Origin of the sequence: uncultured Tateyamaria sp. (assembly GCF_947496075.1) — a bacterium.
Lineage (GTDB): Bacteria > Pseudomonadota > Alphaproteobacteria > Rhodobacterales > Rhodobacteraceae > Tateyamaria.
Window position 1 is genome coordinate 652,355 of the sequence record NZ_CANMBJ010000006.1, and the last position, 16,614, is coordinate 668,968.

General features: G+C 60.1%; 13 protein-coding genes. 7 read left to right on the forward strand and 6 right to left on the reverse strand.

Annotated elements, in window-relative coordinates; translation table 11 throughout:
• Positions 1-38: 38 nt before the first annotated feature.
• The 3 genes from Q1A51_RS21985 to Q1A51_RS21995 form a co-directional block, all read right to left on the reverse strand.
• Entirely contained in the window at positions 39-1,385 is a 1,347-nt protein-coding gene (locus tag Q1A51_RS21985; RefSeq protein ID WP_299602466.1) for a tetratricopeptide repeat protein, read from the reverse strand.
• Positions 1,386-1,557: 172 nt separating this feature from the next.
• Positions 1,558-2,772 (reverse strand): CoA transferase, encoded by a 1,215-nt coding sequence (locus Q1A51_RS21990; protein ID WP_299671521.1) that lies wholly within the window; start codon positions 2,770-2,772, stop codon positions 1,558-1,560.
• On the reverse strand, positions 2,759-4,414 hold the full coding sequence (locus tag Q1A51_RS21995; protein ID WP_299602470.1) for a thiamine pyrophosphate-binding protein: 1,656 nt from the start codon (positions 4,412-4,414) through the stop codon (positions 2,759-2,761). The genes Q1A51_RS21990 and Q1A51_RS21995 overlap by 14 nt, the downstream gene beginning before the upstream one ends.
• A gap of 130 nt (positions 4,415-4,544) precedes the next feature.
• On the opposite strand from Q1A51_RS21995, the gene Q1A51_RS22000 reads away from it, so the two are divergent.
• Together Q1A51_RS22000 and cueR are read left to right on the forward strand one after the other, a co-directional pair.
• Positions 4,545-6,938, forward strand: coding sequence for a heavy metal translocating P-type ATPase (locus Q1A51_RS22000; protein WP_299602472.1), 2,394 nt, complete (start codon positions 4,545-4,547; stop codon positions 6,936-6,938).
• Complete coding sequence (gene cueR / locus Q1A51_RS22005; protein ID WP_299602475.1) at positions 6,935-7,324, forward strand: Cu(I)-responsive transcriptional regulator; 390 nt, start codon at positions 6,935-6,937, stop codon at positions 7,322-7,324. Before Q1A51_RS22000 ends, cueR begins: the two co-directional genes overlap by 4 nt.
• Positions 7,325-7,399: 75 nt before the next feature.
• On the opposite strand, the gene Q1A51_RS22010 is transcribed toward cueR, so the two are convergent.
• Both Q1A51_RS22010 and Q1A51_RS22015 read right to left on the reverse strand, forming a co-directional pair.
• A complete protein-coding gene (locus tag Q1A51_RS22010; protein WP_299205904.1) occupies positions 7,400-7,969 on the reverse strand; it encodes a GcrA family cell cycle regulator in 570 nt (189 codons plus the stop codon).
• Between the two features lie 109 nt (positions 7,970-8,078).
• Positions 8,079-8,969, reverse strand: a complete 891-nt coding sequence (locus tag Q1A51_RS22015) for a DMT family transporter (protein WP_299602479.1) — start codon at positions 8,967-8,969, stop codon at positions 8,079-8,081.
• Between the two features lie 247 nt (positions 8,970-9,216).
• Here Q1A51_RS22015 and Q1A51_RS22020 point away from each other — a divergent pair, with 247 nt between their 5' ends.
• The 3 genes from Q1A51_RS22020 to Q1A51_RS22030 all read left to right on the forward strand — a co-directional run bounded on the left by Q1A51_RS22020 (position 9,217) and on the right by Q1A51_RS22030 (position 12,359).
• A complete protein-coding gene (locus tag Q1A51_RS22020) occupies positions 9,217-10,389 on the forward strand; it encodes an aspartate aminotransferase family protein (RefSeq protein WP_299602482.1) in 1,173 nt (390 codons plus the stop codon).
• Between the two features lie 76 nt (positions 10,390-10,465).
• Positions 10,466-11,371 carry an ornithine carbamoyltransferase gene (argF, locus tag Q1A51_RS22025; protein WP_299602826.1) on the forward strand — a complete coding sequence of 302 codons (906 nt, stop codon included), beginning with the start codon at positions 10,466-10,468 and terminating at the stop codon, positions 11,369-11,371.
• 4 nt (positions 11,372-11,375) lie between these two features.
• A complete protein-coding gene (locus tag Q1A51_RS22030; protein ID WP_299602485.1) occupies positions 11,376-12,359 on the forward strand; it encodes a 2-dehydropantoate 2-reductase in 984 nt (327 codons plus the stop codon).
• A gap of 12 nt (positions 12,360-12,371) precedes the next feature.
• Here the strand turns inward: Q1A51_RS22030 and hrpB are convergent, their stop codons facing one another.
• Complete coding sequence (hrpB, locus tag Q1A51_RS22035; protein ID WP_299602487.1) at positions 12,372-14,771, reverse strand: ATP-dependent helicase HrpB; 2,400 nt, start codon at positions 14,769-14,771, stop codon at positions 12,372-12,374.
• Between the two features lie 75 nt (positions 14,772-14,846).
• Here hrpB and meaB point away from each other — a divergent pair, with 75 nt between their 5' ends.
• Together meaB and Q1A51_RS22045 are read left to right on the forward strand one after the other, a co-directional pair.
• Positions 14,847-15,821: a methylmalonyl Co-A mutase-associated GTPase MeaB gene (gene meaB / locus Q1A51_RS22040; protein ID WP_299602490.1), complete on the forward strand. Its 975-nt coding sequence runs from the start codon at positions 14,847-14,849 to the stop codon at positions 15,819-15,821.
• Entirely contained in the window at positions 15,814-16,614 is an 801-nt protein-coding gene (locus tag Q1A51_RS22045) for an alpha/beta hydrolase (protein ID WP_299602492.1), read from the forward strand. The genes meaB and Q1A51_RS22045 overlap by 8 nt, the downstream gene beginning before the upstream one ends.

Sequence of the window (16,614 nt, forward strand, 5' to 3'; positions counted from 1 at the left end):
GTCTACTTTACCTCACAAATGGGTGCTATCCCCGCACATTATTGAGCGGGAATGCGCCGCGCGTCCTGGATCGAGGCGAGCCGGGTTGCGGCAAACCGGTCGACTGCGCCTGCCCGACGTGCAATGCGATCTTCGAGCAAGGCTTCGGTCGCGTCATACATGCCTGACCGCAGGCCGGCATCGATCGTCATCCGTTCGAACACGTCGCGCTGGGCGTGGCTGCCACCGATGCTCTGCATCGATGGGCGGGCTGCTGCGAGGTCTTGGAATGCAGTGTCGTAACGCCCTTCGGCAAAGGCATTCAGGCCCGAAAGCGCCGCCTTGCCCGGATCAGCTACACGTGCCGGCATCTCACCCTGACGTGCTGCATCGACGGCAAAGCGCGCGGTCATTGCAGCCTGAGCGTCCTCACGCCCAGCGGCACAAAGGGCCAGCTGGTAGTGCAGGTCGGCAAAGACGAGGCATCCATCATCCGTGCGGTGTTGTGCGAAATCCGCCAGCTCGGTCCAGCGATCGCCAACTTGGGTTCCTTCCAGCTCAAGCCGCATCAGCAAGGATGTGGCGTTGGCGATGTCACGGTAGTCGTCTGTCTTCTCCACTCGGATCTGCTGATCATAGAGCGCGAGTACGATATCGTTCTCGCCCCGGTCGAGGTGCAACAGCGCTTTGTGCCACCACACATGGTAGCGGAAGTTGTTACAGTGGTCCCATGCTGGGACATTGTTTTCGATGAGGGAAATGCCCGCGTCAGGACGGGCGGTCATGTCGTAAACGTGGGCTACGGCGTGCAGACCCCAAGCGTCGTCCGTTGCCAGTTCTAGCCCCTTGAGGCCGGCGGCTTCTGCCGCGTGATAGTCACCGGTTTCTTCGAGAGTGAAGGCATGACAGCCGTGCAAGTACCCTTCGAGCGGGTGATCCTTGTGGGCATCCAGCACGTTCTCGATTGAGGTGCGCATGCCGACACCGTCGCCCAGAATGAAACGGATGGCGTGGCTTACCTTGGCTGACAGGGTGTCGGTGGGATGATCGGCCAGAACACGCTCCATTGCGGCTATCGCGCCCGAAGGGCGACCATCCAGCCATTCGCCCAGAGCGCGAACCCACAGCCGTTCGCGTGTGGAGCCTCCGGCAACAGCCAATGCAGCCACCGCATCCTTGCCGGCCTGATGGGCAACATCCCACAACTCCTTTCGCCCCATCATCAGGGAAAAGAGACCTTTTGCGGCGTATCCCATTGCAAACTGGGGCGCGCCAGACAGGACCGCCCCCAGATGTGTGGGGGTTGCAGTGCCATGCGCAAGGAAGGCGCGGATCAAGCCGTTCCACTCTTCAACGAGAGCGGGGTCTTCAAGGCTGACGGGCGCCTGACAAATATCGTGCATCATGGGTGCGTGACCTTTTACCGAATGCGTTCTTGATTGGGTGTAAAACATCTAGGCAGGAATGGTATGCTATGAGCATAGGAAACACGTAACCGTGAAGCAGCATGTGCGGTTCCGTGAGCAAAATGTCAGCACATCTGCGAAAATCAGGCAAAAACCGGCCAAAGCGCTTGGGCTAGTCGGTATTTTGTTGCGAATTTCGGGGCTTTAATGTTGCAAGTACGGCCTCTGTGTCCTGCCCGAACCGCGGCGGGGGGCGTCTGTAAGTCACGGGCGTGGCCGAAAACTTGAGCGGATTCGCCAAAAGACGTACGTGTCCGTCTTTCACATCACTGCTGTCGACCTGCACCACCGTACCGCGCGCCTCGGCCTGATCAGAGTTCAGCGCTTCGGCGACATCGTGGATCGGCCCGCCGGGAACTTTGACAGCATGCATTTTCGCCAGCAGGTCGTCTTTTGTCATCCCGGATAAAATCGGGGTGAGCGACGCAGTCAGCGTTACCCGGTTTTCGATACGGTCAAGGTTGGTTTTATAGCGTGGGTCGCTGCCCAGTTCGAGCGCGCCTATGGCATCGCAGAAACGTACAAATTGCGCGTCGTTTCCAACGGCTACCAGTACATGTCCGTCTGATGTCGCAAACGCATCGTAGGGAACGATGTTCGGGTGCGCATTGCCGCGCCGTTCCGGCACTTGACCCGACACGAGGTAGTTGCATCCTTCATTGATCAGCCACGCCATCTGCGCGTCCACAAGGCTGAGGTCTATGTGCTGCCCTTCGCCGGTTTGATCCCGGTGCCGCAGTGCGGCCAGAATACCGATGGTGGCATACATGCCGCACATGACGTCGGCGATGCCGACACCGACCTTGGTTGGTGTGCCTTCTGGATCGCCGGTCAGTGACATGATCCCGCCATAGCCCTGTGCCATCAGGTCGTAGCCGGGTTTGTCGCGGTTTGGGCCGGTTTGCCCGAACCCGGAGATCGAACAATAGACAAGTCCCGGATGGGCGCCCAGGAGGGTGTCGCGATCAAGGCCGTATTTTGCCAACCCCCCGGGCTTGTAATTCTCGATCACCACATCGGCGCGCGCGGCGAGCTGGCGAACAACATCCTGACCCTCTTCGGTCGAAAGATCGACGGCCACCGATTGCTTATTGCGGTTTGCGGACATGAAATAGGCAGATAGATCAGTGGGTTGTCCATCTTGGTCGCGGGCGTAGTTGGGGCCCCATCCTCGTGTGTCGTCACCGCCGGTCTTCGGGTTCTCAATCTTGATCACTGTGGCACCAAGGTCGCCCAACATTTGCGTCGCAGTTGGCCCGGCAAGAATACGCGACAGGTCCAGAACGAACAGGCCATCCAGCGCGCCCGGTGTATCAGATGCGGCCATCATATGCTCCCCGATCAATCACAGCGGCAATCACGGTGAAGGTATCGGCGGATTGCGCGGCGGCAAGTGCGTCTTTCAACTCGGTCCGTGACGTGACCGTATGGCCTGCGCCGCCAAAGGCGCGCGCCATCGCAGCGAAATCATGTTTGGCAAAGTCGACGCCTGCATTGGTGAGTTGTCGTTGCCGCTGTTTCAGTTCGATCAGAGCCAGAGAAGCATCGACGAAGACGACAAAGATGGTCTTGAGACCCAGTTCGGCCGCTGTCGATAGTTCCCCGGCAACCATGAGGAATCCGGCGTCGCCCGAAAAGCTGACAACCGTGCGCGCGGGATCAGCCACCTGGGCACCCATCGCAAGGGGAATTGCACAGCCCATGGTGCAGAGCGCAGAGGATTGCATGAGCCCGCGTGCCTCGTAGCATTCCCACATCTGGCTGAGCAGAATGCGATGCGCTCCGCTGTCTGCCGTGGCAAGCGCATCGCGGGGCAGTTCGGCACGACATGTGTCTATCACCGCCGCCGGTCCCCAATCGTCGTCACGCGGGAAGGCCTTGGACAACTTGGCTTTAGCAGCGGAGGCTTCTCCATCTGCCCATGTGGCGCGCGGCGTTACGCCCTCAGCCATCGCCGTCAGGGTGGCGGCGCAATCGCCGATCACATTGGTTGTGGCTTGGTGCATGTAGTGATGGTTCGGTTCAGCCGTGATGTCGATCATGGTCTGGATGCCGGGGAAATAGAAATCACGCCAACCGGTGCGCATTTCGATCGGGTCATAGCCCAGACCGATGATCAGATCGGCGCGCTGGACGAGTGGCAGCAGAATCTTGTCTGCCTTGGGCGACAGTCCCGCACCCCCCAAAGCCAGTGGGTGATCTTCGGGTAGCAGCCCTTTGGCTTTGTACGTGGTGATGACGGGTACGTTGTAGGTTTCGACAAAGTGACGCAGCGTGTCTGACATGCCTTGGCGCCGCGTGTCGAAACCTTGGTTCAACGCATCGACGCCAGCAATCAGAATGGGGCGTTCTGCGTTGGCCAGGGCGGCCCGCATGTCGGCAAGTGTTTGTGCCGCCGGTACAACCGGTTCGGCACACGACCTGCGTATCGGAAGCTCCGGACGTACAGGGGTGACTGCAACAGTGATTGGCACATCGATGTGAACGGGGCCGGGTCGACCCTCCAGCGCGATGCCCACGGCCTTGTCTGCAATGACGTGCGTTGCACCAGTGTTGAGAGTGAAGGTTGCCTTCGTGATCGGACGGAACACTTGCGTCTGATCCAGCACCTGGTGCGTGTAGGTCTGCGCCTCATCCGCATCAACACAACCAGCGAGCACAATCAGCGGCACGCGGTCTTGATGCGCATTGGCCACCGCATTCACGCCATTCAATGCGCCAGGACCGACCGTAGCGACTAGAATGCCCGGTGCGCCGGTGCGGTGCCATGCCCCTTCGGCCATGAAAGCCGCGGCGTTCTCGTGTTTGCACAAGATGAAGCGAATACCGGCCCGCTCCAGAGCGTCCACGATGGTCAGGACCTCGCCGCCCGGCATACCAAAGGCGAAACGGCACCCCGCATCAAAAAGCCGCGCCGCCAGAACATCTGCGGCGCGCGGTGGTGTCGGGGGCGGGGGCAAGTCTTGCATCGCTGGTCTTTCACGTTTTTACACCGCGTCTTCCTGTCATGGTCGTTGCTGACGCACAACTCACACCTGCGCTGGGTTTGTTTCATCAGGGACTTGACCTTCCAGTCACTGGAAGCCCTATGTGCAATGCATGGCTGATCAAACATTGACCTTTCAGTTGCAGGGACTGCGCTGCGCATCTTGCGTGGGACGGGCCGAAACGGCCTTGGCGGCATTGCCGGGTGCGCATGACGTAAGGGTGAACCTTGCAGATCACAGCGCACGTGTCGCGGGGGTCGATATGGCCAACGCGGTGCAGGCATTGGATGACGCCGGTTATCCGCCTGCCGTCCGGCAGATCGTCTTGAACATCCCGTCCATGTCCTGCGCATCCTGCGTTGGGCGGATCGAGGCGGCGGCGCGCGCCACGCCGGGTGTCATCAAGGCCGAGGCACGTTTGCCAACCCGTACCCTTGTTGTTGACATGCTCGGGTCTGACACAGATCTGCGAACCGCTTTGAAGGATGCAGGCTATCCAGCGGAGGCATCCAACGCCAGTGCGCAAGAGGCAGACGAAACCCAGCGCATTTTCCGCCGCTTCCTGCTTGCCGCCGCGCTGACATTGCCCGTGTTTGTTATCGAGATGGGCGGTCACATGTATCCGCCTTTGCATCACTGGGTGGCCCGCACGATCGGCACCGCCAACAGTCATCTGTTTCAACTTGTCCTGACTGCCGTCGTATTGGCAGGGCCCGGGGCGGGGTTCTTCCGTCGCGGTATTCCAAACCTTTTCAAGGCACGCCCGGACATGGATGCCTTGGTGGCACTCGGGGCAGGGGCGGCGTTCGCATTTTCAGCTTTTTCCGTCCTTGCCCCCGGCATCTTGCCACCTGCAGGCGTCTATTTCGAAGCTGCCGCAGTGATTGTCACATTGATCCTCATGGGGCGCTGGCTTGAGGCGCGCGCGAAGGGGCGCACCGGTGACGCCGTCCGGCGTTTGCTGGGGTTGCGCCCGGACACAGCCGAGCGGCTGACAGATGACGGTGAGACAGAGACTGTGCCGCTGACAGCTGTACATACCGGCGATGTGCTGCGTGTGCGTTCCGGTGGGCGGATCCCGGTGGATGGCATCGTGGTCGATGGGTACAGCCACGTTGATGAAAGCATGTTGACGGGTGAACCTGTGCCGGTCCTCAGGCAAGAGGGCGACGTGGTCACCGGCGGGACGCTGACAACCACAGGCACCATCGCGCTGCGCGCCACACATGTGGGCGAGGATACAGTGCTGGCTCGCATTACGGCCCTGACGCAGGAAGCACAGGCCGCGCGTTTGCCGGTTGAGGCACTGGTCAATCGGATCACGGCGCGGTTCGTGCCCGCGGTCCTTGCAGTGGCATTTGGGACATTTGTGATCTGGTGGGCTCTTGCCGGATTGGCCCCTGCCGTGGTTTCGGCCGTTTCGGTGCTGATCATTGCGTGTCCCTGCGCAATGGGCTTGGCAACGCCCATGTCCGTGATGGTGGGCACGGGGCGGGCGGCAGAGTTGGGCGTCCTGTTCCACAAGGGCGATGCGTTGCAGCGGGTGCAGGATGCGCAGGTCGTAGCCTTTGACAAGACAGGGACTTTGACCATGGGGACGCCGCGACTCCATGAAATCGCCTTGGCTAGTGCTGTGGATGAGGCGTTTGTTATGCGGATGGCTGCGGGTGTCGAAAGTCTGTCCGAACATCCAATCGCCCGCGCGATAGTTGATCATGTTGCGAAAGTTCCGACGCGTATCACCGACTTCCAGGCGACTCTGGGGGCAGGAGCATCCGCATCTGTCGAAGGGCACAACGTGGTTGTTGGCAATCTGGATATGCTGTTGCAGGCCAACGTAACGACGGATGCACCGTTGAGCGAGACCGCTGCAGGCTGGGCTGCGACGGGTGCAACCGTTGTGCATGTGTCCATTGATGAGCGGCACATGGCGTCATTGGCCATCCGCGATACGATACGAAGCGGTGCGGCAGACGCCATTGCCGCTTTGAAAGCGCAGGGCAGGTCGGTGGCCATGATATCTGGTGACGCGGTTGCCGCAGCAAAATACACTGCCGCAGCATTGCAGATCGATACTGTCATCGCCGGTGTGAAACCGGATCAAAAGGTTGATGCGATCCGCCAACTGCGCGCCGACAAAGGCGCCGTTGCCTTTGTCGGAGACGGCATCAACGATGCCCCGGCTCTAGCCGCTGCCGACGTTGGGCTGGCCGTAAATGGGGCCACTGACGCAGCCATCGAAGCGGCGGATGTTGTGCTCATGTCGCCGCAACCAGCGGCCGTCCTGCGCGCCATGCGCATCAGCCGTGCCACGCTACGCAACATCTGGCAGAATCTGGGTTGGGCTTTCGTCTACAACACAGCCCTGATCCCGGTGGCCGCAGGCATTCTTGTGCCCTTTGGTGGCCCGCAACTTTCGCCTGCTTTGGCAGCCCTGGCCATGGCGCTGTCGTCCGTTTTTGTCGTTACGAATGCATTGCGCTTGCGCACGGAGGGAGCCGAATGAATATCTCGGACGCTGCAGAGATCACGTCACTGCCACCCAAAACAATTCGCTACTACGAAGAGATAGGGTTGATCACGCCGGGGCGCAGCGCGAACGGCTACCGAAGCTTTACAGACATGCACATCCATCAACTGACGTTTTTGGCACATGCTCGCGCACTTGGTTTTTCGGTTGAGGATTGCCGCTCTCTTCTTGCGTTGTGGGAAGATCGTGATCGGGCCAGCGCCGATGTGCGCAAGATTGCTGAGACACACCTCGGTGCCATTGAAGCCAAAATCGCTGACCTGTCAGCCATGCGCGATACGCTGCGTCACCTCGTCAACACCTGTGCAGGTGACAATCGACCCGATTGCCCGATTTTGAACAGCCTGTCTTCTTCTGACTGAAAATACGATGTGGGAGGCCGCGGGCCGAGGGCAAAGCTCCCTTGAACATGGCGCCGCCGTTAGGCGACCGCAGGATCAGCGGCGGCGATCCCGGCGCGACGACATCGGTTGGAAGGCCACGCCCACATGTGCTTCGCAGTAGGGTTTGCCTTGTTGCACCGGTAGGCCACAAAACCAGAAGTTATCCGTCGCTGGATCGCCCACGGGCCACTTGCAGGTCCGTTCGGTCAGTTCCATCAGGCTGATCTTCTTGGCTTTCTTTTCGACCTCGTTGACCTTTGCCAGAGCTTCCGGGCTGATCTCGTTGGCCGAGGGCTGCGGTGGCAAGGGCTGGCCTGCCGGAATGATCTGCTTGCGAGCGGGCAGGGTTGTCTTGGTCTCGGACACCGGCTTTACGGCCGGTTCCGTCTTGGGTTGCACCTTAGGCTCGGCCTTGGCCTTGGGGGCCGGTTTCGGTTTGGCTTCAGCCTTTGCCGTGCTGGCACTACCACCGCCACCAGCGCGGTTCGACAGGCCGAGGCGATGCACCTTGCCGATCACCGCATTGCGGGTGACGCCACCAAGCTCCTTGGCAATCTGGCTGGCCGATTGGCCCTCGCCCCACATTTTTTTCAGCAGTTCAACGCGTTCGTCGGTCCAGGACATCAGCAGGCTTTCCGATTTAAAAAGCGGCCTCACGTGGGGCCGCCTTGTGTCTCATTTCAGTGTCAGCGCCCTATAGTAGTCACACAGCCCAAAGTTACAAGACGTGACCTTAGGCTTTGGGTGGGGCACGCAACCCTTCCCGCCAGGCCAGAAGCAGTGCGCCCGCGATGATAACACCAGCGCCGAGGATCGTGATTGCATCGGGGATCACGCGATAGAAGATGATGTCGTATCCCGCGGCAAAGATCAGGGTGGCATAGCTGAACGGCGCGACAAAGCTGGCATCGGCCCTTGCCATGGCGTTTACAAAGCATGCTTGTGCTGCAGCCATGGCACATCCGACCCCAGCCATGAGTATCCACTGGCTCAGGGAGAGGGATTGCCAAACAAAAGATACGGCCACCCCGGCAATGCAAAGTCCAAGCGCGTTGTTGACCAGTAGAATCGAAAACGGCCCCTCGCGAGCGGTCAGTTTCTTGATAAAGCTCAGCTCAAGTCCCAGCGCCATGGCAGCCCCGAGGGCCAGGAGTGCGGCGGGCTGAAAGCTCTCCGGCGTCGGACGCAACAGGATCATTGCCCCGACAAAGGCAATCAGGGCGGCCAGCCAACGCCACTTACCCACCCGCTCGCCCAGCAATGGGATGGCCAAAATCATACCGAAGACCGGGTTTAGAAACGAAATTGCGGTGGCATCTGCCAAGGGAATGTACGCAACGGACGCGAACATCAGGGTAACACCTGCCCAACCACTTGCTGTGCGGGCCAAATGGAAGCCGAGATGGGGGCGCTGCAATTCTGGCCGTAGGATCATCGCGGCCGTGCCGAGGACCAAAAAAGCAAAAAGAAACCTGCCAAAGCTGATCTGGAACGGATGCAACGGCGCGCCAAACTGACCTGTACCCAGTGCTTTTGCGAACAAGGTCGAGGCTGCGATGAAGGCGCAAGCCACGATTATCAGCAGCGCGGCAAAAACGGGGTTCTCGGCCTTCGGCTTGTACATATCGCGTCCCTGCGCCCACGCCGCCCCAAGTGCAAGCGCATTTTTGCTGGCAAATACGCTGCGACTGGCCTAGACGGACTCCATGATCAATTTCGCACACCTCCGACGAGCCTTGCGACGCAGCTGACCCCTGCGCCCGATCTTGATGTGCCGTGATGGCACGCTTTCCTCAAATCTGTTGACCCTGCCTCATGCCTCATGCACCAACGTGCTTTGATGTATTGGCCTTCCAAAAAGGATGATCCGCATGATCACGTCCGTTCTGCCGACCTACAACCGTGCTCCTTTGACGTTCGTCAAAGGCGAAGGCACTTGGCTGATTGAGGCAGATGGCCGACGTTTTCTTGATCTTGGGGCTGGCATCGCCGTGAACGCATTGGGTCACGCTCATCCCGCTCTGACGCAGGCCTTGACCGAGCAGGCTGGCACGCTGTGGCACACGTCCAACCTGTATCACATCCCACAACAGCAGGCGCTGGCAGACAAGTTGGTGGACGCAACCTTTGCCGACACCGTTTTCTTCACCAATTCGGGAACCGAGGCGTGCGAACTGGCCGTCAAGATGGCGCGCAAATACTGGTATGACAAAGGGCATCCCGAAAAGGTGGACATCATCACATTCTCGGGCAGCTTTCATGGCCGGTCCTCTGCAGGCATCGCGGCTGCCGGGTCTGAGAAGATGACAAAGGGTTTTGGTCCCCTGTTGCCTGGTTTCACGCATCTGGCCTTTGGTGATCACGATGCCATTGCGCCAGCCATCACCGAAGCGACCGCCGCCATCATGGTCGAACCCGTGCAGGGCGAGGGCGGCATCATCCCCATACCGGATCAATGTCTTAAAGGGCTGCGCGACCTGTGTGACGAAAAGGATATCCTTTTGATCCTCGACGAGGTGCAGTGCGGTGTTGGGCGTACCGGTAAACTCTTTGCCCATGAATGGGCCGGGATTGAGCCTGACATCATGATGGTGGCCAAGGGCATCGGTGGTGGTTTCCCGCTTGGGGCGGTACTTGCCACCGAAGATGCAGCCAGCGGAATGACAGCTGGCACACATGGATCGACCTACGGTGGAAACCCACTGGGTTGCGCCGTGGGGTGCGCGGTTTTGGATATCGTCGCGGATCCGAAGTTTTTGGACGATGTGAATCGCAAGGCGGGTCTTCTGCGCCAAAAGCTCGAAGGCTTGATCGCGGCGCATCCGGACGTGTTCGAACTGGTTCGCGGATCGGGGCTTATGCTTGGTATCAAGTGCAAGGTTCCATGCGGGGATGTCGTTGCTGCCGGTTATGACAAAGAGATCATTACAGTGCCTGCAGCGGACAACACCGTCCGTCTTTTGCCGCCTTTGACCATAACGGATGACGAAATCGCCGCTGCTGTTGAACGCCTTGATGCAGCCGCACAGACGGTGGCGGCCTGATCCTTCCTTATTTGAATAAACCTCGAGGGTTGGGGGGCTGTTGGCCCTCGAACCTTTCGATCCAAGAGACATCGACATGACCCATTTCCTGGACATCCACACCACCAGCCAAACAGATCTGCGGCACATCATCGACAACGCGCAAGCAATGAAAGCAGCGCGTGCCGGGCGCCCCAAAGGCACCCATGACGACGATCAGCCATTGGCTGGCCATATGGTCGCCCTGATCTTTGAAAAGCCCTCGACCCGGACGCGTGTGTCGTTTGACGTCGGCGTGCGCCAGATGGGTGGGCAGACCATGGTGCTTTCAGGCAGCGACATGCAGCTTGGCCACGGAGAGACCATTGCCGACACTGCGCGCGTGCTGAGCCGCTATGTGGACCTGATCATGATCCGTACCTTTGAAGAGGCGACGCTGCTTGAAATGGCGGAGTATGCCAGCGTTCCCGTGATCAATGGGCTGACCAATCGCACCCATCCTTGCCAGATCATGGCCGATGTCATGACCTTCGAAGAACATCGTGGTCCAATCAAGGGCAAGAAGGTCGTGTGGTCTGGCGATGGCAACAACGTCTTTGCCAGCTTTGCCCACGCGGCCAAGCAATTCGAGTTTGATCTGACGTTTACCGGACCAGATCCCTTGGACCCGGAACGCGCGTTGGATGGTCTTTATACGATCGAGCGCGATCCTCATGCGGCGGTGAAAGATGCCGATCTCGTCGTAACTGATACATGGGTCAGCATGCACGATCCACAATCCGCACGCGAGCGGCGTCATAACCAACTGCGTGGCTACCAGGTGAACGCGGACCTTATGGCACAAGCGAAACCGGACAGTCTCTTCATGCACTGCCTGCCGGCCCACCGTGATGACGAGGCCACGTCCGAAGTGATGGACGGCCCGCATTCGGTCATTTTTGACGAGGCTGAGAACCGTCTGCATGCTCAAAAGGCCATCATGCGCTGGTGTCTTGGGGTCTGAGCTGATGGCGGGCGCACGCATAGCAGTCGCGGGCGCAGGCAGTATTGGCTGCTATGTGGGCGGTTTGCTGGCCGCAGCAGGGCATGACGTTTGTTTTCTGGCACGGCCACGTATCGCGCAAGCCTGTGCGCAGCGTGGCCTGCGTATGACGGACTATGCTGGGAATGATGTGCACCTGCCAAAGCCGCAGATGCTCGAAACGCCCGAAACCGCATTCGAAGGTGCGGATGTGATCCTTGTTTGCACAAAGTCAGGCGATACGGCCGCCATGGCGCGAGACATCGCAGCACATGCGCCTTCGGCACAGATTGTCAGTTTGCAGAACGGGGTCGACAACGCCTCTACCATACGCGCCGAAGTGCCGGGCGCCGATGTTCGCGCTGCTATGGTCCCATTCAATGTCGTGCCGGAAGGGGCTGCGCACTACCACCGCGCGACTTCTGGCGACATTCTGATCGAAGCCGGGCCATTGCCCGATTTTGATACGCCAACCCTTGCGTGGCAGCAGGTCGACAACATCGAAGCGGTGCAATGGGGCAAGTTGTTGATCAATCTGGGCAATGCCGTCAACGCGCTGTCCGACTTGCCGCTGTTGACACAGCTGCAGGACCGGGCGTGGCGGCGTCTCATGGCGGATCAAATGGCCGAAGCACTGCGCATATTGTCTGCTGCAGGGATCAAGCCTGCCAAGACAACTGCTGCTCCACCCGGCTTGATCCCGCATATCCTGCGTCTGCCCACACCTCTATTTCGTCGGATCGCAGCCCAGATGCTGACCATCGACACACAGGCCCGCTCATCCATGTGGGATGATTTGAAACAGGGGCGTCGCACCGAAATCGATGCTTTGCAAGGTGCCATCATTGCGCTTGCTGAAAGGTACGGACGGCAAGCGCCGTTGAATGCACGCATGCGCACACTGATCCGTGAGGCGGAAGCTGCTGGAAATGGGCCGCCCGGACTAACCCCCGCTGATATTCGATTGTAGCTGCCGCAGAGTTCAACGCCTTGGCTTTGCCCTAAGCGTGGGGTCTGCTTGCGTTGGGTCTTCGGGCCAGGGGTGTTTCGGATATTGCCCGCGCATGTCCTTGCGTACATCGGCATAGGAATTGGCCCAGAAGCCGGGCAGGTCCGACGTAACCTGTACAGGGCGTTGGGCAGGGGACAACAGGGTAACTTGTAGTGGCACATTGCCCACCACCGGATGTCGGGTGACGCCAAACATTTCCTGCAGGCGCACAGAGATGCCCGGCACGTCTTCATCATAGTCGATGGGGATGTGACGACCGAGAGGTGTTTCAAAATGCCCCGGTACCGCGCGATCAAGTTTTTGCAGCATGTCCCACCCAAGATGCGCCTGCAATGCGGGCAAGATGTCGAACGCCTTCCAGTCTGACGTTGTGCGGATTCCGGTAAGGTGCGGGAGCAACCATGTCTCGAGGGAGCTGAGTAGTGTATCTTCGCTCAGATCGGGAAATTCGTTTCCCATCAGACGCGCACGCGCCATCAGCCGTTTTGCGCCTTTGGACGGTCGCAGACCCATCTGCCGAATACCGTCGATCATCGCCATCGCCACCGCCTCATCTGGCGCTGCGTGCCATGGTTGGTCTTCGAGGATCAGCGCACCAAACTGACGTTGCGTGCGGGCCTGAACTGCCCCATCCCGTTTGGACCACAAGCAGATGTCTTTCCACTGGATTTGGTCGGCAAAAAGGTCTTCCAACTCTGACATCGTCAAAGCTGTTGCTTGCCTGATCCGCGCTTCGCGTGGGTTGCCGTCAAGGTCTGTCGCCACGATAAGCCGCTGCCCAGCAAGGGCATCGCCTTCGGGCATGATGGCGCCCTTGCCGCCGGACAGGACATAGCGCGGTTGGTCACCGGAACGCCTCAGTCCGATGCGGTCAGGATAGGCAAGACTGGCCATTGCCGCCGCTGTAAGCGGTGGGGCACCCTGCTGCTTCGCGGCCAGCCTTTTTGCCTCTTGCCTAATCCGGGCTATCGCCCCGAGATGGACACTGTCGCCAAAGTCACCGGGGTTCTTGAGCGCGCGTAACCTAAGACCAAGATCCACCCCTCTTCCCCGTAGCGGATCTCGATCGCTCAGCAAAGCGGCCAGCGGTGCGGCCTGTTTGCCAGCCATCACCAGCATATGGGCAAGCCTGGGGTGCAACGGCTGCCGGGCAAGCCGCCGCCCATGATCAGTGATCCGGTTTTGAGCGTCGAGGGCACCAAGCATTTGCAAGACGGCGCGCGCTTCGGCCAGACGTCCTTCGTGGGGTGGCGTGACAAACCGCAGGTCATTCTCGCCTCCACCCCAGATGGCAAGTTCAAGCGCAAAGCTGGCCAGATCGCCTGCGCTGATTTCGGGCGGCGGGAAGGCGGCAAGCGCGCCGTCCTCGCCCTTTGTCCAAAGTTTGTATGCGACGCCGGGGGCGACGCGGCCCGCACGGCCCGCACGTTGTGTGGCTTCAGCGCGGGTCACCTTTTCTGTGATCAGGCGCGACATGCCCGATGACGGATCGAATTGCGCGCGACGGGCACGGCCACCATCAACGACGATGCGGATGTCCGGAATGGTCAGCGAGGTCTCTGCAATTGCTGTGGCCAGCACGATCTTGCGTTGGTCAGACGGGGAAATGGCGGCGCGCTGTGCTTTGAAGTCCATGGCACCAAAAAGCGGCTGCACATTGGGCAGATCGGACAGGAACGCTGCGGTACGACGGATTTCTCCTTCTCCTGGTAGAAAAGCAAGCAGGCCGCCTGGCTCGTTTGCATAGGCCGTGCGGATCAGGTCCGCCATCGCGCTTTCGAAGCGGGTCGTTTTCGCAAGCGGGCGGTCCAGCCAATGCGCCGCGACATCATAGTTCTTGCCCTCGGATGTCAGGATCGGAGCCTGCATCACGTCGGCCACCGGTGCAGCATCCAGCGTGGCAGACATGGCCAGCAGGATCAGGTCGTCCCGTAAGGCCTCGGCCACCTCCAAGCACAGGGCAAGACCCAGATCGGCGTTCAAAGACCGTTCATGGAATTCATCAAAGATCACCGCGCCCACGCCCGGCAGGTCCGAAGCGTCTTGCAGCATCCTTGTCAGGATTCCCTCGGTCACGACTTCGACGCGGGTAGATGAACCAACAGTGCTGTCCCCGCGGATGCGATACCCGACAGTTTGCCCGGTTCGTTCGCCAAGTGTTGTTGCCATTCGGTCTGCGGCCGTGCGCGCGGCCAGTCGACGGGGTTCCAGCATGAGAATGCGCCCGTCGGTCAACCCGGCATCAAGTATGGCCAACGGCACCCGGGTGGTTTTGCCCGCACCCGGCGGCGCCTGAAGGACAGCGCGCCCGTGCTGGCGCAATGCGTCCATCAGATCAGGCAGAATGTCATCGATAGGCAAGCGGGTCATATGTCGCCTTATGGCGCAACCGTCATGGGTCGCCAACTCTGGACATTTTTAACATGCCCACGCAGAAACGCGCGTATGGATACAAAGGATCTTGCTGAACGGATTGCAGCCGGCGAGCGGCGGGCGCTGGCACGCGGTATCACGCTGGTTGAAAGCGGACGGGCCGATCATCGGGTGCAGGCGGCCGAGGTATTGGCTGCATTGCCACGAGATCGGCAGTCGCTGCGGATTGGATTGTCCGGCACACCGGGCGTCGGCAAATCAACCTTTATCGAGGCGTTCGGAATGACGCTTGTACAGGCTGGGTTGCGCGTCGCGGTTCTTGCCGTTGATCCGTCCTCTGCCCGGTCCGGCGGTTCGATCCTGGGCGACAAGACACGCATGGACCGGCTGAGCCGCGAACCGGCTGCTTTCATTCGCCCGTCGCCGAGCCAGACTCATCTGGGCGGCGTGGCCCGACGGACGCGCGAGGCGGTCGCCTTGTGCGAAGGCGCCGGGTTCGACGTGGTGCTGATTGAAACGGTTGGTGTCGGGCAGTCCGAAACGGTTGTGGCGCAGATGTCCGACCTGTTTCTGTTGCTGCTGGCTCCGGCGGGTGGGGATGAGCTGCAGGGGGTCAAGCGCGGGATCATGGAGATGGCCGACATGATCCTGATCAACAAGGCGGATGGTGATCTGAAACCCGCCGCGACGCGCACCTGTGCCGACTATGCCGGCGCTTTGCGCTTGTTGCGCAAGCGTCCCCAGGACCCGGACGGATTTCCCAAGGCGATGATGGTGTCGGCGATGACCGGAGAAGGTCTGGACGCCGCGTGGACCGACATGCAGGCGCTGATGGACTGGCGAAAGCAAGCGGGTTTCTTTGCTGCAACCCGTGCTGCGCAAGCGCGTTACTGGTTCGAAGACGATGTGCGCGCAGGCCTGCTCGCACGGTTGGACAGACCAACGGCGCGGGCCGCGCTTGGCAAACTGGCGGCCGAGGTTGAGGCGGGAACGCGCAGTCCTTCGGCGGCCGCACAGATGTTCCTGACAGAACATCTGGATGGCTGACCCCAAACGCGTCTTCGATGGCGATCTGCTGCGCGCCGACCTCTTCAATCCGTCGGGGCGACGCCTGTTCGTCAGTTTCCGTCAACGCATAGCAGTTGATGGGGCATTCAGCCGCCCTAACCCGGTACGTAGTTTCATCGCGCAAGACCACGCGCATCTGCACATTCAGTCGCGGTTCAACGACTGGTTTGTCAATGACGAGACCGAAGCGCTTGAACACTGTTTGGCAGACGCCCTGCGCGGGTATGGTCGACGGGTGGCGATGGGGTTTTCAATGGGGGGTTACGCAGCGTTGCGGCTGTCGCGTTGTCTTGATCTGCGCCACGTGATGCTTGTGTCACCGCAGGTGTCGATCCACCCGGATGTGGTGCCGTTCGACAAGCGTTTTCGTGGGTCGTCCGGCGGCTTCCACTTTGCGCAAGGGGACTTGGGCATACATGGGCGGCGTCAATTGGCCGGGACAGTGATCGTGGATCCGTTCCGCGCGCTGGACATGCGCAATGCCCACATGATTCAAACCCTGTTCCCACGGATCGGGCTGGCGCGGACGGCGTGTTCTGGTCATCCGGCCAGTCGTGTGTTGCGCGAAGCGGGGCAGTTTCCGGCCTTGCAGCGCATGTTGTTTGACCCACCCGTCTCATCTGGCGCAGTGACTGTGCTGCACCGGAACGCCCGCCGTCATTCTGCCATTTACTGGAAAAAACTCGCTGAGCTTGCTACGCTGCGCAAGCGTGCTGACCTTGCAAGGGTTGCTATGTCGCGCGCGACTGCTCTTGGCAGGTCTAGGGGTTGA